The organism is Georgenia sp. Marseille-Q6866 (genome assembly GCF_965111665.1).
Window position 1 is genome coordinate 1 of record NZ_CBCOOR010000030.1, and the last position, 21,562, is coordinate 21,562.

Genomic DNA, 21,562 nt, shown 5'->3' on the forward strand with positions numbered 1-21,562 from the left:
TATCCGCCGCGCCTCCCCCGGTCCGCGCTGCGGATACTGCTCCGCGCGGCGGATAGATCAGGCGCGCGGAGCAGGACCAGCAGCGAGGTCCGCGGAGCCGGACCGTACGATCACGCGGTGGACGACGATCTCGGCGCGGCACGCGCGCTCCTCAGCACCCGGCGCCTCGTGGTGCTCGACCTCGACGGTCCGCTCACCCGGCTCCTGCCCGGCCAGGAGTACCTCCGCGTGACGGCCGGCGCCCTCGAGCTCGCCCTCTCGCTCGGGCTCGAGCCCGACGACGAGCTCGGCACCGAGACCGATCACGTCCAGCTCCTGCGCCTCGTCGCCGAGCGGGACCCGGAGGCGGGATGCGTCGTCGAGCGGTGGTGCACCGACCGGGAGGTCGCGGCGGCGGCCGGCGCCCCGCTCGCCCCCGGGGCGGAGGCCTTCGTCACCGCGTGCCTCGAGCGGGGTGCCGCCGTCGCCGTCGTCACGAACAACGCACCGGAGGCGGCGGCCGCCGTCCTCAGCTCAGGCGGGCCGGCCCTCGCGGGGCTCCCCGTGCACGGGCGGGACCCGGCGCGGCCGGAGCACCTCAAGCCCTCCCCGCACCCGCTGCTGGCCGCGGCCGAGGGAGCCGGCGTGGCTCCCGCGGACGCCGTCATGGTCGGCGACTCCGCCAGCGACGTCCACGCGGCGACGGCGGCCGGGATGCCGTGCCTCGGTCTGTCCCCCGATCCCGGGCGGCGCGCGGACCTGCGCGCCGCGGGTGCGGTCGCGGTGGCGTCGAACCTGGCCGTTCTCTGACCACGCCTGGGCACGACTCCTTGTCCGTCAGTAGCATCCCGCTCTCGCCCTGCATCGTTCTGCCAAGAGGTCGCGTCACTGTAGTGATGATCTAGTGCTGCGACTCTGGCGGTCAGGTCTGAATGTCGGTGGTGCCTGCAAGCCTGGTCGTGTGAGTCGGCATACGACGTTCCGGTTCTGTCTCGATCCGACGGTCGAGCAGCAACGGAGGTTGTCCCGACATGTGGGCGCGGCCCGATTTGCCTACAACCAGTGCCTTCGCCTGCACCTCGACGCCCGGACACGTCATGAGCGTGCCGCCACACGAGGAGGCGAGGCCGGGGCTGAGAGGGTGGCTTGGTCGGGATTCGACCTGATCGACGCGTTCAACGCGTGGAAGCGCTCGGAGGCGGCCGGGCGCCGGTTCGTGATCGACGCCGCCGGGGTGGCCGAGGTTGAGGTGACCGGGTTGGCGTGGCGTGATCAGGTATCGGCCCAGGTCTTCGAGGAGGCCGCAGTCGACCTGGGCCGTGCCCTGACGGCATGGACGGACCCGCACAGCCGAGTTCGTCACCCGCGGTACAAGAAGAAGGGCACCACCGGGTCCTTCAGGGTGCGTAACAAGACCACCCAGGGCCGTCAGAGCATTCGGGTCGGTGGGGACCGCCCACGCTCGGTCACCTTGCCGAGGATCGGGACGCTGCGCGTGCACGATGACACGCGGCGGTTGCGCCGGATGATCGCCAAGGACCGCGCCAAAGTCCTGTACGCGACCATCTCGCGCGGTGCGGGACGGTGGTGGATCTCGATCACGATTCAGGCTGCCGACCTGCACCCTGCCGCACGCCACCAGCCTCGCGCCGAGGGAGACACCTCGGGCTGGGTGGGCGTGGACCGCGGCCTGACAGCCCTCGTCGTGGCAGCCACCGCTAACGGTGAGGAGCGGCTGCGCGTCCAGGGCGCTCCGCGGGCATGGCGGTCCGAGTCCAGGCGGGTGCGGCGGCTGTCGCGGGCCGTGGCACGCAAGCAGAAGGGCTCAGCGGGGCGGGCCCTCACTGGGGCGCGGCTGGCTCGTCAACACGCCCGCGTGCGGGCACGTCGTCAGCATCTGCTGCATCAGGTCTCCAACGCGCTGGTCAAGACCCACGACCGGCTCGTTCTGGAAGACCTGAACATCGCCGGGATGCTGACCAACCACCACCTCGCCGCCGCCATCTCCCACGCGGCGTGGGCGGAGCTGGCCCGCCAGATTACCTACAAGCAGGCGTGGCACGGCGGACAGCTCCTGCTCGCGGACCGGTGGTACCCCTCCTCCAAGCGGTGCAGCAGCTGCAGGCACCTCAGGAGCGACCTGGCCCTGGGTGAGCGGACCTACCGGTGCGCCAGATGTGGCCTGGTCATCAACCGTGACCTCAACGCCGCAGCCAACCTTGCCGCCTGGGCCACCGACCACACCCGTGGCCGCGCCCAGACGGCCGAGGACCGTCAAGCGGACGGCCCCGTCACCAACGCCCACCGACGGGACGGCTCTGGCCCGCGCACCCGCGCGGACGAATCCAGCCCGAACGACGTGGGAACCGACACCTAGATGTACTCAGCCAGGAGGTTGGTGACACTGCCGGTCGGTCGTTGACGTAGGGAGGACCTCCGGGTGAGGTGTGGCTTGTCGAGAGTCACGCCCAACACCCGGAGGTCCTCGTGTCCCACCGTAATGCCCGTCTGACGTTCCACGGACGCCTGCTGCTGGTGCAGCGCGTGCGGCAGGAGGGGTGGGCGGTGGCCCACACCGCCAAGGCGATGGGCGTCTCGCGGCAGTGCGCCCACTACTGGCTCAAGCGCTACGACCAGGAGGGCGAGGCGGGGCTGCATGACCGCTCCAGCCGCCCTCACCGCAGCCCGCGGCAGACGACCGCGCAGGTGGCCGCGCAGATCGTGGCCTGCCGCCAGGCCCACCGCCGTGGGCCGGACTGGATCGGCGCCGAGCTCGGCGTGCCGGCCCGCACGGTGTCGCGGGTGCTGCGCCGGGCCGGTGTGCCGTACCTGCGGGAGCTGGACCCGATGACGGGTGAGCAGATCCGCTCCTCCAAGGCCACCGCGGTGCGCTATGAGCGTGACCGGCCCGGGGATCTGGTCCACGTCGACGTGAAGAAGCTCGGCAAGATCCCCGACGGGGGCGGGTGGCGCGCCCACGGCCGGGGCAACGTGAAGAAGGACAAGACCCAGCGCATCGGCTACGACTACGTCCACTCCATGGTCGATGACCACTCCCGCCTGGCCTACAGCGAGATCCACGACGACGAGAAGTCCGAGACCTGCGCCGGGTTCCTGCTGCGCGCGGCGGCCTACTTCGCCTCAATGGGCATCGAGCGCATCGAGCGGGTGATGACCGACAACGCCTTCGCCTACCGCCACGGGCGGGCGTTCGCCGAGGCGGTCGCCCAGCTCGGGGCGGTGCAGAAGTTCATCCGACCCCACTGCCCCTGGCAGAACGGCAAGGTCGAACGCTTCAACCGCACCCTGCAAACCGAGTGGGCCTACCGCCATGTCTTCGCCAGCAACCAACACCGCCGCGACGCCCTTGCCCCATGGCTGCACACCTACAACACTGAACGCCGCCACACCGCACTCGGCGGCCAGCCCCCGATCAGCCGAGCGTCAGCAACGTGATGGCTGAGTACACCTAGACCCGCTGTGTGGGCTGAACATCGGACGCCCGAGAAGGGCGGTGCCCCTCAACACCACGTTTGAGAGACACGCTTTAGAGTGGCGAGGTCGTCTGACCGGTGAAGGAAGGATCAACCGATGTCCCAGCTCGAGGAGCGTGCCGACCCCCTGGCCGCGCAGCCGCCCGCCGTCGTCGAGCGTGAGGTCGAGACCGTCCTGCCCACCCGGCACGGCGCCTTCCGGATGCTCGGCTTCCGCGACGTCGCCGGCACCGAGCACGTCGCCCTCGTCATGGGCCTCACCGCCCCGGACCCACTGGCCGCGCCGCTCGTGCGGGTCCACTCCGAGTGCCTCACCGGTGACGCCTTCGGCTCCTGGCGCTGTGACTGCGGCGAGCAGCTGGACGCCGCGCTGGCGGCGGTGGCCGCCGAGGGCGAGGGCGCCGTCGTCTACGTCCGGGGGCACGAGGGCCGCGGCATCGGCCTCCTCGAGAAGCTGCGCGCCTACGCCCTGCAGGACCTCGGCGCCGACACCGTCGACGCCAACCTCGCCCTGGGGCACACCGCCGACGCGCGCAGCTACGACCAGTCCGCCGCGATCCTCCACAACCTCGGCGTGCACCGGATCCGCCTCCTGTCCTCCAACCCGGCGAAGGAGGAGGCCCTCACGGCGCTCGGCGTCGACGTCGTCGAGCGGGTCAGCCTCATCGTCCCCGCCCACCCCGAGAACGAGGCGTACCTCGCGACCAAGCGCGAGCGCATGCGGCACGACCGGCCACGCGCGGACGACGCCTGGGACGCCCTCCTGCGGGGCGCGGTCCCCGTCGTGACGCCGGACGACCCCGCGCACGAGCTCGTGGACCGCTACGGCCCGCTCGTCGCCCTCGGCTCCCACGCCGTCCTCGCGCAGCTCGGCCAGAGCCTGGACGGCTTCATCGCCTCCCGGACCGGCGACGCCGAGTTCGTCACCGGCGAGGAGGACCGGGAGCACCTGCACCGGCTGCGGGCGCTGGTGGACGCCGTCGTCGTGGGGGTCGGGACGGTCACCGCCGACGACTGCCGCCTCACCGTGCGCGCCGTCCCCGGCCACCATCCCGTCCGGGTGGTCCTCGACCCGCGCGCCCGCACGCCCCTCGCCTCCCACGTGCTCACCGACGGCGCGGCGCCCACCCTGTGGCTCGTCGGCCCCGGCGCCGCCGTGCCCGGCGACCTCCCCGGGCACGTCCACGTCGTCCGCCTGGACGACGACGGCCCGGCCGTCCCGGCGCGTGTGCTCGAGCTGCTGCGCGAGCGCGGCCTGGGCCGGGTGCTCGTCGAGGGCGGGGGCCGCATCGTCTCCGCCTTCCTCGACGCCGGCGTGCTCGACCGCCTCTTCCTCACGACGGCGCCGGTCCTCATCGGCGACGGCGTCCCCGGGGTCCGCTTCACCGGCTCCGACCTCCTCGCCGACGCCCTGCGCACCCGCACGCGCCGGTTCCACCTGGGCGAGGACGTGTGCACCGAGCTCGACCTGCGGGCGCTGCGCTCAGCCCAGGCCGAGTCCGCGCCGTAGGTCCGCCGCGGTGTCCGCCCACGTGCGCAGGTGCTCCCGGCGCGCGAGGGCGGCAGTGCGCCACGTGGCCCGCTGGTCCGCGTCGGTGAGCCACCGGCGCAGCACCCGCGCCCACGCGGCCGGGTCCGTGGGCGGCACGGCGGCGCCGGCGGCGTCGTCGGGCAGCGGCTCGGGCCGGCCGGCGAGCGCCTCGACGGCGCCGGTGCCCGCCGCCACGACCGCGGGCACACCGCGGGCCAGCGCCTCGGTGACGACGAGCCCGTAGGTCTCCACGAGCGAGGGGACGAGCAGCAGGTCGGTGCGCTGCCACAGCCCCTCGAGCGCGTCCCCGGTGACGACGCCGGGCAGGGACACCCGGTCCGCCAGCCCGAGGCCCGCGAGGGCACGGAGCAGCTCCTCGGCGACGGCGGGCTGGGCGGTGTCCGGTCCCGCGAAGGTCGCCCGCCACGGCCGGTCGCGCACGGCGTCGAGCGCCGGGACGAGGACGGCGTGGTTCTTCACCCGGGTGAGGGCGCCGAGCGCGAGGAGGTGAGGCGGCCTGCTGCCGGTCGCGACCGCGCCCCGCTCGGCCCCGGGCTCGGCGACGAGGACGCCGGTCCGCCCGTAGCGGCGGGTGAGGTCCGCGGCCGCCCACCGGCTCGTCGTGACGACGGCGGACGCGGCACCGACGGTGCGGGCCTCCAGCGCGGCGAGCCGGTCCGCGTCCTCGGGCGGCAGTCCGAGCTCGGCCGGCAGCGGGAGGTGGACGAGCAGGACCACCCGCACGCCCTCGGCGACGGCGGTGGTCACCTCCTCGGGGCAGGCGCTGCCCACGAGGCCGTCGAGGACGACGGTGCCGGACGTGCCCAGCGCCCCGCGCAGCGCCTCACGCTCGGCGGGCCCGGGCCGCGGCCACGGTCCGGCCAGGGCGAGCACCTCCACCGGCCCGTGCGCGGCCTCCCACGCGTGGGCGAGGCGCGCGTCGTAGACGTCGCCCCCGCTCGGCACGTCCCCGCGCGCTGGGACGACGAGGCGCAGCGCCGGCACCGGCTAGCTCCCGGGGAGCTCGAGACGGTAGGTCGCCCACGCGTCGGGGTGCTCGTGCAGTCTCACCTCGAGCGCCGTGTACGGGGTCATGTCCAGCCCTTCGGCAAGACGGTGTGCCACGTGCCGGGCGACGACCTCGGTGGTGGTGACGATGCCCGCGAACTCCTCGAGGTCGTCGAGATTGCGGTAGCGCAGCGCGCCGGTGACCTCACCGAGCCGCTCGGTCGCGGCGCCGATGTCGATGACCACCCCGTGCTCGTCGAGCTCGGGGCGGAACCACGTCGCCTCGACGACGTAGGTGACGCCGTGCAGGCCCTGGGCGGGGCCGAAGAACGGGTCGGGCAGGGAGTGGGCGACCATCATGTGGTCGCGGACCGTCACGCTGAACACTCAGCTCTCCTCGGGGTAGCGGATGACGTGGCACAGGGCGGGGAGCCGGCCGGACGCGATGTCCGCCACGGTCCCGGGCAGCTCGGCGAAGTCGCTCGCGCCGGTGAGGAGGGCGTCGAGGCGCGGGTCGCGCAGCGCGTCCAGGGCCACCCCCAGCCGGTCGGCGGTGGTGCGACGGGCCCGGCGGGCGGCGCTGACGGCACCGACCTGGCTGGCGCGGACGGTGAGCCGCCGGGCGTGGAAGGCCTCCCCCAGCGGCACCCGCGGCGCGTCGGTGCCGTACCAGGACAGCTCGACGACCTCCGCCTCCTCCCCGGCCAGCCGCAGCGCGGTGGCGAGGCCGGCCTCGCTCGCCGAGCAGTGCAGGACGACGTCGCAGTCCCCGGCGGCCTCCTCCGGCGTGACGAGCTCCAGCCCGAGACGACGGGCGAGCTCCTTCCGGCGCGGGTCGACGTCCACCACCTGGAGCCGCCCGAGCGGGAAGCCGCTGAGCAGGGTCGCGACGGACGCGCCGATCATCCCCATGCCGACGACGGCGACCCTGTCCCCCAGCCGCGGGGCCGCGTCCCACAGGGCGTTGACGGCGGTCTCCACCGCTCCGGCGAGCACAGCGCGCTCGGTGGGGACGTCGTCGGGCACGGGGACGACGGCGGTGGCGGGCACGACGTACCGGGTCTGGTGGGGGTACAGGCAGAACACCCGCCGGCCGACCAGCTCCTCGGGGCCGGCCTCGACGACACCGACGGAGAGGTAGCCGTACTTCACCGGGCCGGGCAGGTCGCCCTCCTGGAAGGGGGCGCGCATGAGCGGGCGGACGGCCTCGGGCACCGCGTGGCGGTGGACGAGCATCTCGGTGCCGCGGCTGATCGCGGAGGACAGCGTCCGGACGAGGACCTCGCCGGCACCGGGAGGGGCGAGGTGCGCCTGCCGGATCTCTCCCTGCTCGGGACCGACCGTCCAGTACGCCTCTGCCATCACGTGCCCATCCTGCCCGGCGCGCACGGGCCGACGCGAACGGGCACGCGCGCGCCGAGGGCTGCCCGACCACTTATGCTCTCGCTGACCCGACGGGCGCCCCGCGCCCCACGTGAACGGAAGTGAGATCTCATGGCCGGTGGCCTTGCTGCCCTGCTCGACGACATTGCGGCCCTGGCCAGGATCGCCGCGGCCTCGGTCGACGACATCGGTGCCGCAGCCGGCCGCGCCAGCGCCAAGGCCGTGGGCGTCGTCATCGACGACACCGCGGTCACCCCGCGCTACGTCCACGGTTTCACCGCCAACCGCGAGCTGCCGATGATCCGGAAGATCGCGACCGGCTCGCTGCGCAACAAGCTCGTGTTCATCCTTCCGGCGATCCTGCTGCTCAGCCAGTTCCTCCCGTGGCTGCTCACCCCGATCCTCATGGTCGGTGGCCTCTACCTCAGCTACGAGGGCGCGGAGAAGCTCTACGAGTACGTCACCGGGCACCACAAGGAGAAGACGGCGGCCCCCGCCGCCGCGAAGGGCGAGGACCACGAGAAGACGATGGTGAGCGGCGCGATCCGCACCGACTTCATCCTCTCCGCCGAGATCATGGTCATCGCGCTCAACGAGGTCGCCGACGAGCCGCTCCTCAACCGGGCGATCATCCTCGTCGTCGTGGCCCTGGGGATCACGCTGCTCGTCTACGGCGTCGTCGCACTCATCGTCAAGATGGACGACATCGGCCTGAGCCTCGCGAAGCGGGACTCCGCCGGCTCCCAGAAGGTCGGCCGCCTCCTCGTCAAGGGGATGCCGAAGGTGCTCGCGGTGCTCTCCGTCGTCGGCGTCGTCGCGATGCTCTGGGTCGGTGGGCACATCCTGCTCGTCGGGGTCGACGACCTCGGCTGGCACGCGCCCTACGAGCTCGTCCACCACCTCGAGGAGGCGATCGCCGGCGGCCTGGGCGCGCTGAGCGGCTTCGTCACCTGGCTCGTCAACACGCTGTCCTCCGCGGTCATCGGACTCGTCGTGGGCGCCGTCGTCGTCCTCGTCATGCACCTCGTCCCGCGCAAGAAGAAGGACGCCGCCGCCCACTGACCCAGTAACAACTCAGCTCTCGGCGACGGGCGTCCTGTCGCCGAGAGCTGAGTTGTTACCGGGCCGCGGGAGCGGGCGAGCCTCAGGGGCGGCCGAGGTAGCCGTCGGGCGTGACGGGCAGGGCCCGCTTGTGGCCGGTGCGGCGGTACCAGCCCACGATGGTCGCCTCGTCCTCGGCCGAGACCTCGCGGCCCTCGAGGTAGTCGTCCACGGCCTCGTAGCGCACGCCGAGCGCCTCCTCGTCGGCCAGCAGCGGCTTGTCCGACTCGAGGTCGGCCGTCGGGATCTTGTTGACGAGATCGTCCGGCGTGCCGAGGTGGCGCCCGATGTCGCGCACGCGGCGCTTGGGCAGCCCGAAGAGCGGGGTGACGTCCGCGGCGCCGTCACCGTGCTTGGTGTAGAAGCCGACGCACGCCTCGGCCGCCTGGTCGGTGCCGACGACGAGCATCCCGCGAGCGCCGGCGATCGCGTACTGGCTGACCATCCGCATCCGGGCCTTGACGTTGCCCTTGTGGTAGTCGTCCTTGGCGTCGGTGACCGGCGTGCGCGAGGCGAGGACCTGGTCCCACAGCGCGTCGGTGGCCGGTCCGATGTCGATGGTCTCGACGAGGTCGGCGTCGATGAACTCGATGGCGGCAACGGCGTCGTGCTCGTCCTTCTGCACCCGGTAGGGCAGGCGCACGGCCACGAACTGGGCCTCCCCGCCGGCCTCGCGCACCCGCTCGCAGGCGAGCTGGCACAGGCGTCCGGCGACCGTCGAGTCGACGCCACCGCTGATGCCGAGGACGAGCCCCTTCGCGCCGGTGTCCTGGAGGTAGCGGGCGAGGAACTCGATGCGACGCTCCGCCTCGGCGGCGGCGTCGAACGTCTCGGGGTCGATAACCTCGAGCGCGGCGATGATCTCCGACTGCAGCTGGGTGTCCATTCCCGTGAATCTACTGGTGCAGTGTTTCGTCGTCATTCCGGACGGCCGGACTCTCGGCGGGTGCCCGGGCCGCGGCGCCTCTAGCGTGGACGGATGAGCCCACGCCCCGCCTCGCCGCTCGACCTGTCCCTGCCCGACGGCGGTGGCCGGCGGGTCCTCGTCACCGGTGCCAGCGGCTACGTGGGCGGACGACTCGTCCCCGAGCTCGTCGCTGCGGGCTTCACGGTGCGCGCCGGGGCGCGCGACCCGCGCAAGCTCGAGGACCGGCCCTGGGCCGAGGACGTCGAGCTCGTCAAGGCCGACCTCCAGGACGCCGAGCAGGTGCGCGCCGCGATGGCCGACGTCCACACGGTTCTCTACCTCGTCCACTCGATGGGTGGGGGCGGGGACTTCGTCGAGCGGGAGGCCCAGATCGCCCGGACGGTGGCCGAGGCGGCCGCCGCCCAGGGCGTGCAGCAGATCGTCTACCTTGGCGGCCTGCACCCCGACAGGGAGCTCGAGGAGCTGTCGGACCACATGCGCTCGCGCGAGCAGGTGGGCCGCATCCTGCTCGACGCCAGCGTCCCCACGGTCGTGCTCCGCGCCGGCGTCGTCATCGGCTCCGGATCGGCCTCCTTCGAGATGATCCGCCACCTCACCGAGCGGCTGCCCGTCATGCCCGGGCCCCGCTGGCTCGACAACCTCATCGAGCCGATCGCCATCCGCGACGTCCTCTACTACCTCGCCCACGCGAGCGCGCTGGAGGAGCCGGTCAACCGCACCTTCGACATCGGCTCCGGCAAGCCGCAGCCCTTCAAGGACCTGCTCTCGGACTACGCGAAGGTCGCCGGCCTGCGGCCGCGCCGAATCTGGGCACTACCGATCCCGGCCCCGCGACTCTCGGGCTTCTGGATCGGGATGACGACGCCGATCCCCCGGGCACTCGCGATGCCGCTGGCCGCGTCGATGGCCGAGGACGCCGTGGCCGGGGACCACGAGATCGCCACCGTCATCCCTGACCCGCCCGGCGGGCTCACCCAGTACCCCGACGCGTGCCGCCTCGCGATCGAGCGGCAGGTCTCCGGCGCGGTGACGGCCAGCTGGGACGACGACGTGACCGCGTCAGCCGGCCCCGCCGACCCGCTGCCCTCGGACCCCGAGTGGGCCGGGCACACCGTCTACACCGATGTCCGCGAGCGGGAGGGCCGAGCGGCACCGGAGTCGGTGTGGCGGGTGGTCCAGGGCATCGGCGGGGAGAACGGCTGGTACTCCCCGGCGTTCCTGTGGCGGCTGCGCGGGTTCCTCGACAAGCTCGTCGGCGGCCCCGGCATCGCGCGCGGACGGCGCCACCCGCACCGGCTGCAGGTGGGGGACCACGTCGACTTCTGGCGGGTGGAGTCCGTGGAGCCCGGGCAGCGGCTCACGCTGCGCGCCGAGATGCGCTCCTCGGGCCGCGCCTGGCTGGAGCTGTCGGTCGACGCGCTCCCCGGCGGCGGCTCTCGCTACCGGCAGCGCGCGATCTTCTTCCCCCGCGGGATCCTCGGCCGGCTGTACTGGCTCGCCGTGCTGCCCTTCCACGCGCTCATCTTCCCCACGATGGCGCGCAACATCCTCCACGAGGCCGAGCGGCACCCGGTGTCCGGCGGCGCGTCCTGACGGGACAGCGCCTCAGACGTAGAAGTCCTCGCGCAGGTTGATGCCGTGCTCGACCCACGCCTTCATCGCGTTCAGCATGCTCGTCCAGCCCTCGCAGTTGTCGAAGGCCCGGCGCGCGCCGTCCGGGGTCGCGCGCCACGAGGACTCGGTGATGGTGACGAGCGTGCGCGAGTCGTCGTCGAGCGGCTCGAACTCGAAGACGACCGTCGTCCCTCGCTCGCTCGTCGTCGCCTCGCCGTCCCACTCGATGACGATGCGCCGAGGCTTGTCCGCCTCGACGACGCGTACGGGGAAGGCACCGGGAAAGTCGTGGAAGTCCCACGTCACCTCGGCGCCGGCCTCGAGGCGTCCGCGCGCGCCGCCGGTCGTGAAGTACCGCGACAGCCGCTCGGGGTCGGCGACCGCCTCGTAGACCTCGGCGCAGGGCCGTGAGACGCGGCCCGACACGGTGAAGCTCAGCTCGCTCAGCTGCTCTGACGTGTTCATGTGATATTCTTACAACGTGTCAGTGGGTGAGGTCAACGGGGCGGACGACAATCTCGTCTTCAAGGCACTCGCCTCCCCCACCCGCCGCCGCATCCTCGACTTCCTCAGGGCCGGCTCGAGGACGACCGGCGAGGTGGCGGCGCACATCCCCGAGCTCGACCGCACGACCGTCCTCCAGCACCTGCGGGTCCTGGAACGCGCCGAGCTCGTCACCGGGCGCAAGGTCGGCCGCGAGCGCCACCTGTCCCTCGCGCCGCTGCCGATCAAGCGCATCCACGACCGCTGGATCGGCGAGTACGCCCGCGCCGCCGTCGAGCTGCTCGAGGACCTCGACCGCCACTGACCTGCGCCCGGCCGTGGCCTGTCGAAGAATGGCGGGATGCCTCTGCTCACCGTCGGACACGGATCGCTCGAGCGCGCCCGGCTCGCGTCCCTCCTCACCAACCGGCGGGTGGCCGCCGTCGTCGACATCCGCCGCTTCCCCGGCAGCCGCCGCAACCCCGACGTCGCTCGGGACGCCATGGCGCAGTGGCTGCCCGAGGCGGGGGTTGCCTACCGGTGGGAGCCGCGCCTGGGCGGGCGCCGCCACCTCCGCAAGGCGGAGGACGCCGTCTCCCCGGACACGTGGTGGCAGGTGGACGCCTTCCGTGCCTACGCGGGCTACACCCGGACCGAGGAGTTCACTGCCGGTCTCGCCGAGGTGGCGGAGGAGGCCCGCGGCGACGCCCGCATCGCCGTCATGTGCTCCGAGGCGGTGTGGTGGCGCTGCCACCGCCGCCTGGTCGCCGACGTCGCCACACTCCTGCTCGACCTGCCCGTCCACCACCTCATGCACGACGGCGAGGTGCGCCTCCACGAGCCGTCCGACGGTGCCCGGCTGGGTGACGGCGTCGTCGTCTGGGACGGCACGCCATCCGCCACAAGGGACCCATGAACAACACCTGCACCGTTCTTGCGTCGTTCGAGTGGCGCGCTTCGCGCCGCGCTGCCTACGGTGGAGAGGTCCACCCCACGAGGGCGGACCACCCCGCACGACTCCCGACCCTGGAGGACGCATGATCACCGAGCAGCAGGCCACGAGCATCATCGACAACAAGGTCACCGTCGTCGGCACCGATGGCGACAAGATCGGCAACGTCGGCACCCTGTACTTCGACGACGACAGCGGTCGTCCCGAGTGGGTCACCGTCAAGACGGGACTCTTCGGCAGCTCCGAGACCTTCGTCCCCCTGCAGGGCGCGTCCCTCAGCGGTGACACCCTGACCGTGCCCCACACCAAGGACGCCGTCAAGGACGCGCCGCGCGTGGACGCGGACCAGCACCTCGACCTCGACCAGGAGGCCGAGCTCTACCGCTACTACAAGCTGGACTACGCCACCGGAGCGCCGGGTACGACCGGCACCGCTGGCACGACCGGCACCACCGGGACGACCGGCACCGCCGGGACGACTGGCACCACTGGCACGACCGGCACCACGGACCGCGACTCGCACGTCGCCGACGACACCCTCGTCCGCTCCGAGGAGCAGGTCGACGTCGGCACGCGCCGTCGCGAGGCGGGCAAGGTCCGCCTCCGCAAGTACGTCGTCACCGAGAACGTCACGAAGACGGTCCCCGTCACCCGTGAGGAGGTTCGCGTCGAGCGCGAGCCCATCACCGGCGCGGACCGCACCGGTGGTACCGAGATCGGCGAGGACGTCGCCGAGGTCACGCTCCACGAGGACGAGGTCGTCACCGACAAGGAGACGGTCCCGGTGGAGAAGGTGCGCCTCGACACCGACACGGTGAGCGAGGACGCCCAGGTCACCGAGGAGGTCCGCAAGGAGCAGATCGCCACGGAGACGGACCGCGACACCCGTCACTGACACCCCCCGGTGCGCGTGCGCACCACACGATGAAACCCCGAGAGGCGCGGCCGGCCGCGCGTCCCGGGGTTCTCGTCGTCCGCCGGCGGTTGGACGCCCGCGCGGCCGGCGGCGGCCGCGGTCAGCGGCGCCGGTCGTAGGTGAGCACGACGTTCCCGCCGGCGAAGGTGCGCACGTCCGTGAGCTCGAGCTCACCGGGGGCGAAGCCGGCGCCCTCGAGCATCGGGTGCCCCGCACCGGCGACCACCGGGTAGAGCTTGACGATGAACCGGTCGATCTCCGCGAGCAGCGACCCTGCCAGCCGCGCCCCGCCCGCGAGGTAGATGTCGAGCCCGGAGTCCTCGGCCTTGAGCCGGCGCACGAGTGCCACCGGGTCCTCGCGCACGATGGTGACGTCCGGGTGCAGCTCCTCCTGCGTCCTCGAGACGACGTACTGTCGCAGGTGCGCGTACGGGCTGGTGACCCCCTCACGCAAGCCCGGCTCGTAGGTCCGCCTGCCCATGACGACGGTGTCGAAGTGCTTGTTCGGACGCTCGGCGATGCCGAGGTGGGCGCGGCCGTGGCTCGGGATCGTGTCCGGGTACTCCTCGAGCATCCACGCGGAGTACTCCTCCGGCTGCGGGTAGAAGTCGAACTCGTCCGCCGGTCCGGAGATCCGGCCGTCGAGCGAGACGGCGATGTAGTAGATGAGGCGGCGCACGGAGTCTCCTTCGTCGGGTACGTCGGTCCGCGCGCCATCCTTGCGTGCCACGGCCCGCCGCGGCCACGGAATACGCGAGGACGGCGACGGCGGTGCGCCGCGCCGTCGTCGTCCTCGCGGCGCGGCTACTTCTTCTGGACGGTGATCGACCACTCCGCGTCACCGATGCGGCGGTAGTCGGTCACCGGGTAGCCCTCCTGCGCGGCCCAGCGCGGGATCGCGTCGGTGGCCTGGGTGCAGTCGAAGTTGATGGTGAGGTGGTCGCCCTCGGGCAGGGACGCGATGGCGTCCTTGGCCTCGACGAGCGGGAACGGGCAGACCTGTCCGGAGGTCTGGAGGGTGATGGGCACGGGGGTCCTTTCTCAGGCGTCCACGAGGGACGGGGTCGAGCTGCGCTGCGCCACCGGGCGGTGGCGCAGGATGAAGACGTGGGTGGCGGCGCCGGTGCCGAGCACCATGAAGCCGAAGGACAGCCAGCCCTGGTAGGAGAACTGGGCGGTGTTGACCATGGCGTTGCCGATGGTGCAGCCGCCCGCGAGCGCCGCACCGACGCCCATGAGCGTGCCGCCGGTGATCGAGCGGACCATGGTCGTCGCGTCGGGGACGCGCAGGCGGAACTCCCCGGAGGCCTTGGCGGCGATGAACGCGCCGACGAGGATGCCGAGGACGAGGAAGACGCCCCAGTCGACGAGCTCGACGTCGCCGGTGACGAGGAAGGCGACGGTATTGGCCGACGGCGTAGTAATCCCGAGGCCGGCCGGGCGGCCCGCGGCGGTGCTCAGCGGCCACGCGACGATCGCGATGACGCCGATGACGACCGCCGTGGCGAAGGCGTGCCACGGCTTCTCGAGGAGCAGGTGGGCCAGGCCGGTGCGGCGGGGCGGCAGGGAGGCGAGCTTGGGCTCGGCGGCGAGGTGGCGACTGGCCGCGTAACCGACACCGAGGACGAGGGCGGCGACGAGCCACCACGGGGAGATGCCGAGCGTCTCGTGGATCGAGGTGAGACCCACGGTCTGGGATCGGGCGGTGGCGGTGAGGTCGGCGAAGATGCCGTACTTCATGGCCGCCGCCGAGCCGGCGTAGAAGATCAGCGCGAACCAGGAGCCGATGAGGCCCTCGCCGGAGCGGTAGAAGGTGCCGGTGGCGCAGCCCCCGGCGAGGACGATGGCGAAGCCGAAGATGAAGGCGCCGACGATCGTCGCGACGGGCGCGAGCTCCCCGGACGTCAGCTGGATGACGCCGAGGGCGTCGAGGGCGAAGATCCCGACGCTCTGGACGGCGATGACGATGAGGAACGCGGTGATCCAGCGCGTGTTGCGCCCGATCCACACGTCGCGGAAGGCACCGGTGACGCAGAAGCGTCCCCGCTGCATGGCGAAGCCGAGGGCTCCGCCGACGGCAAGTCCGGTGAGGACCATGAGTGGTGTTCCTTTGCCAGGTACGGGTGCAGGTCCCGGCGCGGCGGCGCGCGCGGGCAGGGCGCGCCGGCAGGGCGCGCGGACATGGCGAAGGTGCGGAAGGGCCGGCGCACCGCCGGGGTCGGTCGCTCGAGCCGGTCAGGCGAGCGGGGTCACCGACACTCGCCGGTACACAGGCGACGGGCAGCGGCGCGCGGCGACAGGTACGTGTGACTGAGCATGGTGGTCCCCCCTTGTCAGGTCCTTCGACCTGGGGGGCGACGCTAGGAGCGGGCGTGCGGGCGGGTCCACCGCCGTCCGGTCACTGAGACGGGCGCGGGACGGGCCGCCCGCGGGTCACCAGAAGGCGCGGGAGGCGATGGCGTCGGCGAAGCCGTCCAGGGCGCCGTCGACGGCACCGAGGTAGAGGGAGGCGTCGACGAGCGAGACCTCCATGACGCACGGCTCGCCGTTGTCGCCCTCGACCATGTCGATACGGCTGAACAGGAGCTGGGCGTCGCGGCCCATGCGGGACTTGATGTAGCCGTGGATCGCGGCGCGGGCCTGCTCCCCCACCCGCAGCTCGGCCTCGGTGGCGTACCGCGAGACGGCGACCTCGTCGCCCGGGGCGTCGGCGGCGGCCTGCGAGCCGAGGAGCATCGGCTCCTTCTCGACGACGTGGGACAGCACCCCGTTGAGGTAGATCAGCGCCGTCTCACCGCGCTCGTCCACCGACTCGACGTAGCGCTGCACCATGACGGCGCGCCCCTCCTGGAGGAGGCCGTAGGCGTGCTGGATCGCGTGCATCCGCGAGGTGGCGTCGCGCGCCGTGTACCGGCCGGTGTCCCGGGAGCCCGAGGAGATGGCCGGCTTGACGACGAAGTCGCCCAGCGAGGGGAAGCGTGTGTGCACCTGGTGCTTGGACAGGTTCTTCTCCGGCTCGAGCCACACGGTGTCGATCGTCGGCATGCCGCGCCGGCCGAGCTCCTGGAGGTAGTGCTTGTCGGTGTTCCACTCGACCGTGTCCGCGCTGTTGAGCAGCTTGCGGATGCCCTGCGTCCACGTGAGGAAGTCCTGCCGGCGGCTCGCGTAGTTGTGGACGGCGCGCAGGACGACGATGCCCGCATCGGTCCAGTCCACGGACTCGTCGTCCCACGCGGCGACGCGCGGCTCGATGCCCCGCTCGGCGAGGGCGTCGGGCAGCCCCTCCTCACCCTGGTCCAGCTCGGGGTGGTCCAGGCAGGTCGCGAGAGTGACACGAGGCTTCGACACGCGCTCAACCTATCCGAAAGCGCGGTATGCCGCGGCTTGCTCGCGAGGCCCGGTGATCCTCATCACGAGGGCCCCTCCTGGCTGGGCAGCGCCCGGAGCCGGTGGTAACGTTTGGGACTGCCGCAAGGGCAACAGCAAGCGCCATTAGCTCAATTGGCAGAGCAACTGACTCTTAATCAGTGGGTTCTAGGTTCAAGTCCTAGATGGCGCACCAGCCGAAGGCCGTCTCCCCCGGGAGGCGGCCTTTCGCGTTGCTACCCGAGCTCGAGCACCTGCCCGTTCTCCGGGAAGTCACGCAGCGCGCTCGGCTTGCGCCCGCCGGTCGTCCACCGCGGGTCGCGCTCGCCGTCGGCGGTGACACCGCGCCAGCGCATGGGGACCCCGGCGGCCGCGGTCGGGTGCTCACGGTCCATCAGCTGCACGTGCAGGTGCGGCTCGGAGGTGTTGCCGGTGTTGCCCACCTCGGCGAGCACGTCACCGGCATGCACCGCCGCGCCGCCCCGGACAGCGACCGAGCCGCGGCGCAGGTGGGCGTAGACGGCGACGGTGCCGTCGTCGAGCCTGACGAGGACGTGGTTGCCGAGGATCCTGCCGGCGCCGGCCAGGTCCCGGAGGAACCCCTCGGCGGTCATCATCCAGATGAGCAGCGGCCACGTGTCCCGGGCGCCGTGGTCCCGCTGGGAGTCGCGGACGCGGACCACCGTGCCGGCGACCATGGCGTGCACCGGACGGCCGAAGGACGGGTAGGTCTCCGGGCGGCGCGGGCGCAGGCCCCAGCCGACCGACGTCGGGGCGTCTGGTGCGGGCTGGAGGACGTCGACGGCGTACGCCTGCCCGTAGGCCTTGACCCCGTGGCTCGGCACCGCCGTCCCGGGGCCGTTCACGACGACCCAGCGGCCACGCAGCGGCGCGTCGACCTCGACGGGCTCGCGCGTCGTCGCCGGCGGGCGGACGAGGGACAGCGCGAAGGCGACGGCGGCGATGACGAGCCCCCACGGTGGCGGGACGGGCAGGAGCACGGCGGCGAGGACGGCGGCGACGAACAGCCGCGTCCACCACGTCTGCCAGCGGGCGACGGCGCGCTTCACCGCCGCCCCCCGAGGACGACGGCGAGCAGCGGGACGACCCGCGCGACGGGGACCTCGTACCGGCCGCCGCCCAGCGCCCGGAGCCATCCGGCGGCGGTGAGCTGGCGCAGGTGGTGGTAGACCTGCCCGCTCGTGCCGACACCGTCGGTGTCGACGAGCTCCGCGACGGTCGTCGCGCCACCGAGGACGCGCTGGAGCAGGCGCAGCCGCACGGGGTGGCCGAGCGCGACGAGCACGTCGGCCTCCTCGGTCCAGTCGGCAGCGAGGAGGTCGTCGGTCGCGGCACCGAGCTGCCACTGGGCGCGGCGCCCGTCGGGAAGCTCGACGTGACCGACGAGCATGACGGCGCCAGGGTCCTCCACCCGCTCCTGCAAGCCCTGGAGGGCCCACAGCGGGCTGTCGGGCACGGCGTCGGCCGTGGAGGTGGCGAGACGGGACTCGAGGGCGGCAACGCGTTCCTCGAGAGCGGCGAGGCGGTCTGCTGACATGCTGCAACGGTATTACGAACTTCCGTACTTGCATAGGCCGCGGGCCGGCGGACCGTGCGATGCTGGGCGGGACCGCCCACGACGACGACGGAGGACCCCGTGCCCCAGCTCTCCCCCGGCGAGACCGCCCCGGACTTCACCCTGCCCACCGCCGACGGCGCCACGGTGAGCCTCGCGGAGCTGCGCGCCTCGGCCGACAAGGGCGTCGTCGTCTACTTCTACCCGGCCGCCTCCACGCCGGGCTGCACCACCCAGGCCTGCGACTTCCGCGACAGCCTGGCCGCCCTGCAGGGCCAGGGCTACGCCGTCGTCGGCGTCTCGCCCGACGGCACCGACAAGCTCGCCCGGTTCGCGGAGGCCGAGTCCCTCACCTTCCCGCTCGCCTCCGACCCCGACCACGAGGTCATCGAGGCGTGGGGTGCCTGGGGCGAGAAGAAGAACTACGGGCGCACCTACACCGGGCTCATCCGCTCCACCGTCGTCGTCGACGCGGCCGGGACCGTGTCCCTGGCCAGGTACAACGTCAAGGCCACCGGCCACGTCGCGCGCCTGCGCAAGGACCTGGGCATCGACTGACCCCGTAGGCTTGTCCCGCGCGCGAGTGGCGTAATTGGCAGCCGCGCCAGGTTTAGGTCCTGGTGTCCTTGGACGTGCGGGTTCGAGTCCCGCCTCGCGCACGACGTACTCGCCCCGCGCGGGCACCCACGCACCACGGAGAGAAGCACCATGAGCGGACTGGCCTCGGACGACATCACCCCCTGGCTGCCGCCGGAGGACCTCGAGAGGGTCCGCCGCCAGGTCCCGATCCTCTACGTCGACGTCCTGCCCGTGCGGGTGGACGCCACCGGCCAGGTGCAGCAGGTCGGCCTGCTCCTGCGCGCCACGGGTGGCCGCCTCCAGCGCGCGCTGGTCTCCGGCCGCGTCCTCTTCCACGAGACGCTGCGCGAGGCGCTCACCCGTCACCTGGAGAAGGACCTCGGCTCGCTGTGCCTGCCCCGCGTGCCGCTCTCCCCGCAGCCCTTCACCGTCGGCGAGTACTTCCCGACGCCGGGACAGGGCTTCCACGACCCGCGCCAGCACGCGGTGTCGCTCGCCTACGTCGTCCCCGTCGACGGCGACTGCCACCCCCAGCAGGACACCCTCGAGGTCGGCTGGTTCACCCCCCGCGAGGCGCTGCTCCCCGAGGTGCAGGCCGAGCTCGTCGACGGGCACAGCACCCTCCTGCGCCAGGCGCTGGCGCACGTCGGCCGCCTGCCGTGAGCATCCAGCCCGGCACCGGCCCGCAGGGGCTGGACGTGGGCCGCGCCTCCCGGTCCGCCGGACCCGGGATGTGGGGCCAGCGGGGCGCCGCGATGCTGCTCGACATGGCGGCGGTCGTGCTCTTCGCCTACCTCGGGCGCGGTGCGCACGAGGGCGGTCGGTCGGTGACCGACGTCCTCGAGGTGGCCCTGCCCTTCCTCCTCGCGCGGCTCCTCGTCACGGTGCTCGTCCAGCACGGGTCGCTGCGGCTGTGGCCGGGCGGCGTCGTCGCCTGGCTCGTCACCTGGGCCGGCGGCCTGGGCCTGCGGGCCGCGCTCGGCGACGGCACGGCACTGCCCTTCGTCCTCGTGGCGCTCGGCGTGCTGGGCGCGCTGCTCCTCGGCTGGCGCGCCGTGTGGCTGCTTGTGGCGCGCGCCCGCCGCTAGTCGGCCGTTCCCCCTCCGGGACGCACATCTCGCCATCTCGACGCACGTGCCGTCACCTGCGGTGGGACCGGATGTGCGTCCCAGCGCAGCCGGAGGACTCAGGCTCCGGCGAGGATGCGCACGACGTGCGGCGCGAGGGCGCGGAAGGCCTTGCCGCGGTGGGAGATGGCGTTCTTCTCCTCGGCGCTGAGCTCGGCCGCGGAGCGGTCCTCGCCGTCCGGCTGGAGGATCGGGTCGTAGCCGAAGCCGCCGCTGCCCCGGGGCGCGGTGAGCAGCCGCCCGGGCATCTCGCCGGTCTCGACGACCTCCTCGCCGCCGGGCGTGACGAGCGCGGCGGCGCAGACGAAGCGGGCGCGGCGGTGCTCGGCGGGCACGTCGGAGAGCTGGGCGAGGAGGAGCTCGAGGTTGGCGCGGTCGTCGCCGTGCCCGCCGGACCAGCGCGCGGAGAAGATCCCCGGCGCCCCACCGAGGACGTCGACGGCGAGGCCCGAGTCGTCCGCGACGGCCGGCAGCCCCGTGGCGGCAGCCAGCGCGCGGGCCTTGATAAGCGCGTTCTCCGCGAAGGTCACGCCGTCCTCAACGGGCTCGGGCGCCCCGACGTCGGCGGCGCCCACCACCGAGGCGGGGTCGAGGTCGGGCAGGAGCGGGGCGAGGATCGCGCGCAGCTCCCCGATCTTGTGGGCGTTGTGCGTGGCGAGGACGAGCCGCGCCGGGCTCCCCCTCACCGTCCGGGGACCGGCGCGGCGAGGGCCGCGCGCTGGAGCTCGGTGAGCTTGGCGGTGCCGGTGACGGCGAGGTCGAGCAGCTCGTCGAGCTCGTGGCGCTCGAAGGGCTTGCGCTCCGCCGTGCCCTGGACCTCGACGAAGCCGCCGGAGCCGGTGACGACGACGTTCATGTCGGTCTCGGCGGCGACGTCCTCGACGTAAGGCAGGTCGAGGACCGGCTGCCCGTCGACGATGCCGACGGAGACGGCGGCGACGGAGTCGGTGAGCACCGGCGTCGCGCCCTGGGTGATGGCGCCCTTGGCGATGCCCCACGCGACGGCGTCGGCGAGCGCGACGTAGGCGCCGGTGATGGCAGCGGTGCGGGTGCCGCCGTCGGCCTGGAGGACGTCGCAGTCGAGGACGATCGTGTTCTCGCCGAGCGCGCTCACGTCGATGATCGCGCGCAGGGAGCGTCCGATGAGGCGGGAGATCTCGTGGGTGCGCCCGCCGACGCGGCCCTTGATGGACTCACGGTCGCTGCGGGTGTTGGTGGAGCGGGGCAGCATCGCGTACTCGGCGGTGACCCAGCCCTGGCCCGAGCCCTTGCGCCAGCGCGGGACGCCCGGGGTGAAGGAGGCGGCGCACAGCACCCGGGTGCCGCCGAACTCGACGAGGACGCTGCCCTCGGCGCTGTCGAGCCAGCCTCGGGTGAACCGGACCTCACGGAGCTCGTCGGGGGCGCGGCCGTCGGCGCGCGGAACGATGGTGCTCGCGGAGGTTGAGGTCATCCCGACAGGCTAGCGACTACCCCGCCGTCAGGGCGAGGCGCCGACGCCCGAGGTGGCCTTCCTCGCCACGTC

Annotated in this window: 25 protein-coding genes and 2 tRNA genes; 14 read left to right on the top strand and 13 right to left on the bottom strand. The window is 72.9% G+C overall.

Annotation, left to right across the window (positions count from 1 at the left end; genetic code table 11):
- Positions 1-117 precede the first annotated feature (117 nt).
- The 4 genes from ACWPXV_RS16790 to ribA all read left to right on the top strand — a co-directional run bounded on the left by ACWPXV_RS16790 (position 118) and on the right by ribA (position 4,983).
- A complete protein-coding gene (locus tag ACWPXV_RS16790) occupies positions 118-789 on the top strand; it encodes an HAD family hydrolase (RefSeq protein ID WP_454086295.1) in 672 nt (223 codons plus the stop codon).
- Positions 790-940: 151 nt separating this feature from the next.
- A complete protein-coding gene (locus ACWPXV_RS16795) occupies positions 941-2,356 on the top strand; it encodes an RNA-guided endonuclease InsQ/TnpB family protein (RefSeq protein WP_454086296.1) in 1,416 nt (471 codons plus the stop codon).
- Positions 2,357-2,466: 110 nt separating this feature from the next.
- Positions 2,467-3,435 (top strand): IS481 family transposase, encoded by a 969-nt coding sequence (locus tag ACWPXV_RS16800; protein WP_454083474.1) that lies wholly within the window; start codon positions 2,467-2,469, stop codon positions 3,433-3,435.
- A 135-nt stretch (positions 3,436-3,570) separates the two neighbouring features.
- A complete protein-coding gene (ribA, locus tag ACWPXV_RS16805) occupies positions 3,571-4,983 on the top strand; it encodes a GTP cyclohydrolase II (protein ID WP_454086297.1) in 1,413 nt (470 codons plus the stop codon).
- On the opposite strand, the gene ACWPXV_RS16810 is transcribed toward ribA, so the two are convergent.
- From ACWPXV_RS16810 to ACWPXV_RS16820, 3 genes are read right to left on the bottom strand one after another with little or no spacing between them, the layout of a single operon-like run.
- Positions 4,957-6,009, bottom strand: coding sequence for a glycosyltransferase family 4 protein (locus ACWPXV_RS16810; protein ID WP_454086298.1), 1,053 nt, complete (start codon positions 6,007-6,009; stop codon positions 4,957-4,959). The genes ribA and ACWPXV_RS16810 overlap by 27 nt on opposite strands.
- A gap of 3 nt (positions 6,010-6,012) precedes the next feature.
- Entirely contained in the window at positions 6,013-6,399 is a 387-nt protein-coding gene (locus ACWPXV_RS16815; RefSeq protein WP_454086299.1) for a 6-pyruvoyl trahydropterin synthase family protein, read from the bottom strand.
- Positions 6,400-7,374 (bottom strand): NAD(P)-dependent oxidoreductase, encoded by a 975-nt coding sequence (locus tag ACWPXV_RS16820; RefSeq protein ID WP_454086322.1) that lies wholly within the window; start codon positions 7,372-7,374, stop codon positions 6,400-6,402. It lies immediately after the preceding gene.
- A 132-nt stretch (positions 7,375-7,506) separates the two neighbouring features.
- Between ACWPXV_RS16820 and ACWPXV_RS16825 the strand changes: the two genes are divergently transcribed.
- Positions 7,507-8,457 carry a DUF808 domain-containing protein gene (locus ACWPXV_RS16825; protein ID WP_454086300.1) on the top strand — a complete coding sequence of 317 codons (951 nt, stop codon included), beginning with the start codon at positions 7,507-7,509 and terminating at the stop codon, positions 8,455-8,457.
- An 82-nt stretch (positions 8,458-8,539) separates the two neighbouring features.
- On the opposite strand, the gene nadE is transcribed toward ACWPXV_RS16825, so the two are convergent.
- Complete coding sequence (gene nadE, locus ACWPXV_RS16830; protein WP_454086301.1) at positions 8,540-9,382, bottom strand: ammonia-dependent NAD(+) synthetase; 843 nt, start codon at positions 9,380-9,382, stop codon at positions 8,540-8,542.
- 93 nt (positions 9,383-9,475) lie between these two features.
- Between nadE and ACWPXV_RS16835 the strand changes: the two genes are divergently transcribed.
- Positions 9,476-11,017: an SDR family oxidoreductase gene (locus tag ACWPXV_RS16835; RefSeq protein WP_454086302.1), complete on the top strand. Its 1,542-nt coding sequence runs from the start codon at positions 9,476-9,478 to the stop codon at positions 11,015-11,017.
- Positions 11,018-11,029: 12 nt separating this feature from the next.
- Here the strand turns inward: ACWPXV_RS16835 and ACWPXV_RS16840 are convergent, their stop codons facing one another.
- The gene (locus ACWPXV_RS16840; protein ID WP_454086303.1) at positions 11,030-11,503 is read right to left on the bottom strand and encodes an SRPBCC family protein; all 474 of its coding nucleotides are present in this window, start codon (positions 11,501-11,503) and stop codon (positions 11,030-11,032) included.
- Positions 11,504-11,519: 16 nt separating this feature from the next.
- Here ACWPXV_RS16840 and ACWPXV_RS16845 point away from each other — a divergent pair, with 16 nt between their 5' ends.
- The 3 genes from ACWPXV_RS16845 (at position 11,520) to ACWPXV_RS16855 (ending at position 13,368) form a co-directional block, all read left to right on the top strand.
- On the top strand, positions 11,520-11,846 hold the full coding sequence (locus ACWPXV_RS16845; RefSeq protein ID WP_454086304.1) for an ArsR/SmtB family transcription factor: 327 nt from the start codon (positions 11,520-11,522) through the stop codon (positions 11,844-11,846).
- 36 nt (positions 11,847-11,882) lie between these two features.
- Positions 11,883-12,437, top strand: coding sequence for a DUF488 domain-containing protein (locus ACWPXV_RS16850; protein WP_454086305.1), 555 nt, complete (start codon positions 11,883-11,885; stop codon positions 12,435-12,437).
- A gap of 121 nt (positions 12,438-12,558) precedes the next feature.
- Complete coding sequence (locus ACWPXV_RS16855; RefSeq protein WP_454086306.1) at positions 12,559-13,368, top strand: DUF2382 domain-containing protein; 810 nt, start codon at positions 12,559-12,561, stop codon at positions 13,366-13,368.
- 121 nt (positions 13,369-13,489) lie between these two features.
- Here ACWPXV_RS16855 and ACWPXV_RS16860 read toward each other — a convergent pair whose 3' ends face one another.
- The 4 genes from ACWPXV_RS16860 to ACWPXV_RS16875 all read right to left on the bottom strand — a co-directional run bounded on the left by ACWPXV_RS16860 (position 13,490) and on the right by ACWPXV_RS16875 (position 16,737).
- Positions 13,490-14,068 carry a dihydrofolate reductase family protein gene (locus ACWPXV_RS16860; protein WP_454086307.1) on the bottom strand — a complete coding sequence of 193 codons (579 nt, stop codon included), beginning with the start codon at positions 14,066-14,068 and terminating at the stop codon, positions 13,490-13,492.
- Between the two features lie 125 nt (positions 14,069-14,193).
- A complete protein-coding gene (locus ACWPXV_RS16865) occupies positions 14,194-14,418 on the bottom strand; it encodes a sulfurtransferase TusA family protein (RefSeq protein WP_454086308.1) in 225 nt (74 codons plus the stop codon).
- A 12-nt stretch (positions 14,419-14,430) separates the two neighbouring features.
- On the bottom strand, positions 14,431-15,486 hold the full coding sequence (locus ACWPXV_RS16870; RefSeq protein WP_454086309.1) for a YeeE/YedE family protein: 1,056 nt from the start codon (positions 15,484-15,486) through the stop codon (positions 14,431-14,433).
- Positions 15,487-15,822: 336 nt separating this feature from the next.
- Positions 15,823-16,737 (bottom strand): ATP-grasp domain-containing protein, encoded by a 915-nt coding sequence (locus ACWPXV_RS16875; protein WP_454086310.1) that lies wholly within the window; start codon positions 16,735-16,737, stop codon positions 15,823-15,825.
- Positions 16,738-16,875: 138 nt separating this feature from the next.
- Between ACWPXV_RS16875 and ACWPXV_RS16880 the strand changes: the two genes are divergently transcribed.
- Positions 16,876-16,951: transfer RNA gene (locus ACWPXV_RS16880), tRNA-Lys, on the top strand.
- A 40-nt stretch (positions 16,952-16,991) separates the two neighbouring features.
- On the opposite strand, the gene ACWPXV_RS16885 is transcribed toward ACWPXV_RS16880, so the two are convergent.
- Together ACWPXV_RS16885 and ACWPXV_RS16890 are read right to left on the bottom strand one after the other, a co-directional pair.
- A complete protein-coding gene (locus tag ACWPXV_RS16885; protein ID WP_454086311.1) occupies positions 16,992-17,825 on the bottom strand; it encodes a M23 family metallopeptidase in 834 nt (277 codons plus the stop codon).
- Positions 17,822-18,313 carry an ArsR/SmtB family transcription factor gene (locus ACWPXV_RS16890; RefSeq protein ID WP_454086312.1) on the bottom strand — a complete coding sequence of 164 codons (492 nt, stop codon included), beginning with the start codon at positions 18,311-18,313 and terminating at the stop codon, positions 17,822-17,824. The genes ACWPXV_RS16885 and ACWPXV_RS16890 overlap by 4 nt, the downstream gene beginning before the upstream one ends.
- Before the next feature lie 99 nt (positions 18,314-18,412).
- Here ACWPXV_RS16890 and bcp point away from each other — a divergent pair, with 99 nt between their 5' ends.
- The 4 genes from bcp to ACWPXV_RS16910 all read left to right on the top strand — a co-directional run bounded on the left by bcp (position 18,413) and on the right by ACWPXV_RS16910 (position 19,998).
- Positions 18,413-18,889, top strand: coding sequence for a thioredoxin-dependent thiol peroxidase (bcp, locus tag ACWPXV_RS16895; protein WP_454086313.1), 477 nt, complete (start codon positions 18,413-18,415; stop codon positions 18,887-18,889).
- 19 nt (positions 18,890-18,908) lie between these two features.
- Positions 18,909-18,990, top strand: a tRNA-Leu gene (locus tag ACWPXV_RS16900).
- A 49-nt stretch (positions 18,991-19,039) separates the two neighbouring features.
- A complete protein-coding gene (locus tag ACWPXV_RS16905; protein WP_454086314.1) occupies positions 19,040-19,573 on the top strand; it encodes a DUF4916 domain-containing protein in 534 nt (177 codons plus the stop codon).
- Positions 19,570-19,998 (top strand): DUF3054 domain-containing protein, encoded by a 429-nt coding sequence (locus ACWPXV_RS16910; RefSeq protein ID WP_454086315.1) that lies wholly within the window; start codon positions 19,570-19,572, stop codon positions 19,996-19,998. The genes ACWPXV_RS16905 and ACWPXV_RS16910 overlap by 4 nt, the downstream gene beginning before the upstream one ends.
- Before the next feature lie 98 nt (positions 19,999-20,096).
- On the opposite strand, the gene rdgB is transcribed toward ACWPXV_RS16910, so the two are convergent.
- Positions 20,097-20,723 carry an RdgB/HAM1 family non-canonical purine NTP pyrophosphatase gene (rdgB, locus tag ACWPXV_RS16915; protein WP_454086316.1) on the bottom strand — a complete coding sequence of 209 codons (627 nt, stop codon included), beginning with the start codon at positions 20,721-20,723 and terminating at the stop codon, positions 20,097-20,099.
- On the bottom strand, positions 20,720-21,490 hold the full coding sequence (rph, locus tag ACWPXV_RS16920; protein WP_454086317.1) for a ribonuclease PH: 771 nt from the start codon (positions 21,488-21,490) through the stop codon (positions 20,720-20,722). The genes rdgB and rph overlap by 4 nt, the downstream gene beginning before the upstream one ends.
- Positions 21,491-21,562: the final 72 nt, after the last annotated feature.

Excerpts from the sequence above, each read along its gene's own strand:
- ribA (WP_454086297.1), top strand. The coding sequence starts at position 3,571 with ATGTCCCAGCTCGAGGAGCGTGCCGACCCCCTGGCCGCGCAGCCGCCC.
- ACWPXV_RS16820 (WP_454086322.1), bottom strand. The coding sequence starts at position 7,374 with ATGGCAGAGGCGTACTGGACGGTCGGTCCCGAGCAGGGAGAGATCCGG.
- ACWPXV_RS16825 (WP_454086300.1), top strand. The coding sequence starts at position 7,507 with ATGGCCGGTGGCCTTGCTGCCCTGCTCGACGACATTGCGGCCCTGGCC.
- nadE (WP_454086301.1), bottom strand. The coding sequence starts at position 9,382 with ATGGACACCCAGCTGCAGTCGGAGATCATCGCCGCGCTCGAGGTTATC.
- ACWPXV_RS16835 (WP_454086302.1), top strand. The coding sequence starts at position 9,476 with ATGAGCCCACGCCCCGCCTCGCCGCTCGACCTGTCCCTGCCCGACGGC.
- ACWPXV_RS16840 (WP_454086303.1), bottom strand. The coding sequence starts at position 11,503 with ATGAACACGTCAGAGCAGCTGAGCGAGCTGAGCTTCACCGTGTCGGGC.
- ACWPXV_RS16850 (WP_454086305.1), top strand. The coding sequence starts at position 11,883 with ATGCCTCTGCTCACCGTCGGACACGGATCGCTCGAGCGCGCCCGGCTC.
- ACWPXV_RS16855 (WP_454086306.1), top strand. The coding sequence starts at position 12,559 with ATGATCACCGAGCAGCAGGCCACGAGCATCATCGACAACAAGGTCACC.
- ACWPXV_RS16870 (WP_454086309.1), bottom strand. The coding sequence starts at position 15,486 with ATGGTCCTCACCGGACTTGCCGTCGGCGGAGCCCTCGGCTTCGCCATG.
- ACWPXV_RS16890 (WP_454086312.1), bottom strand. The coding sequence starts at position 18,313 with ATGTCAGCAGACCGCCTCGCCGCTCTCGAGGAACGCGTTGCCGCCCTC.
- ACWPXV_RS16905 (WP_454086314.1), top strand. The coding sequence starts at position 19,040 with ATGAGCGGACTGGCCTCGGACGACATCACCCCCTGGCTGCCGCCGGAG.
- rph (WP_454086317.1), bottom strand. The coding sequence starts at position 21,490 with ATGACCTCAACCTCCGCGAGCACCATCGTTCCGCGCGCCGACGGCCGC.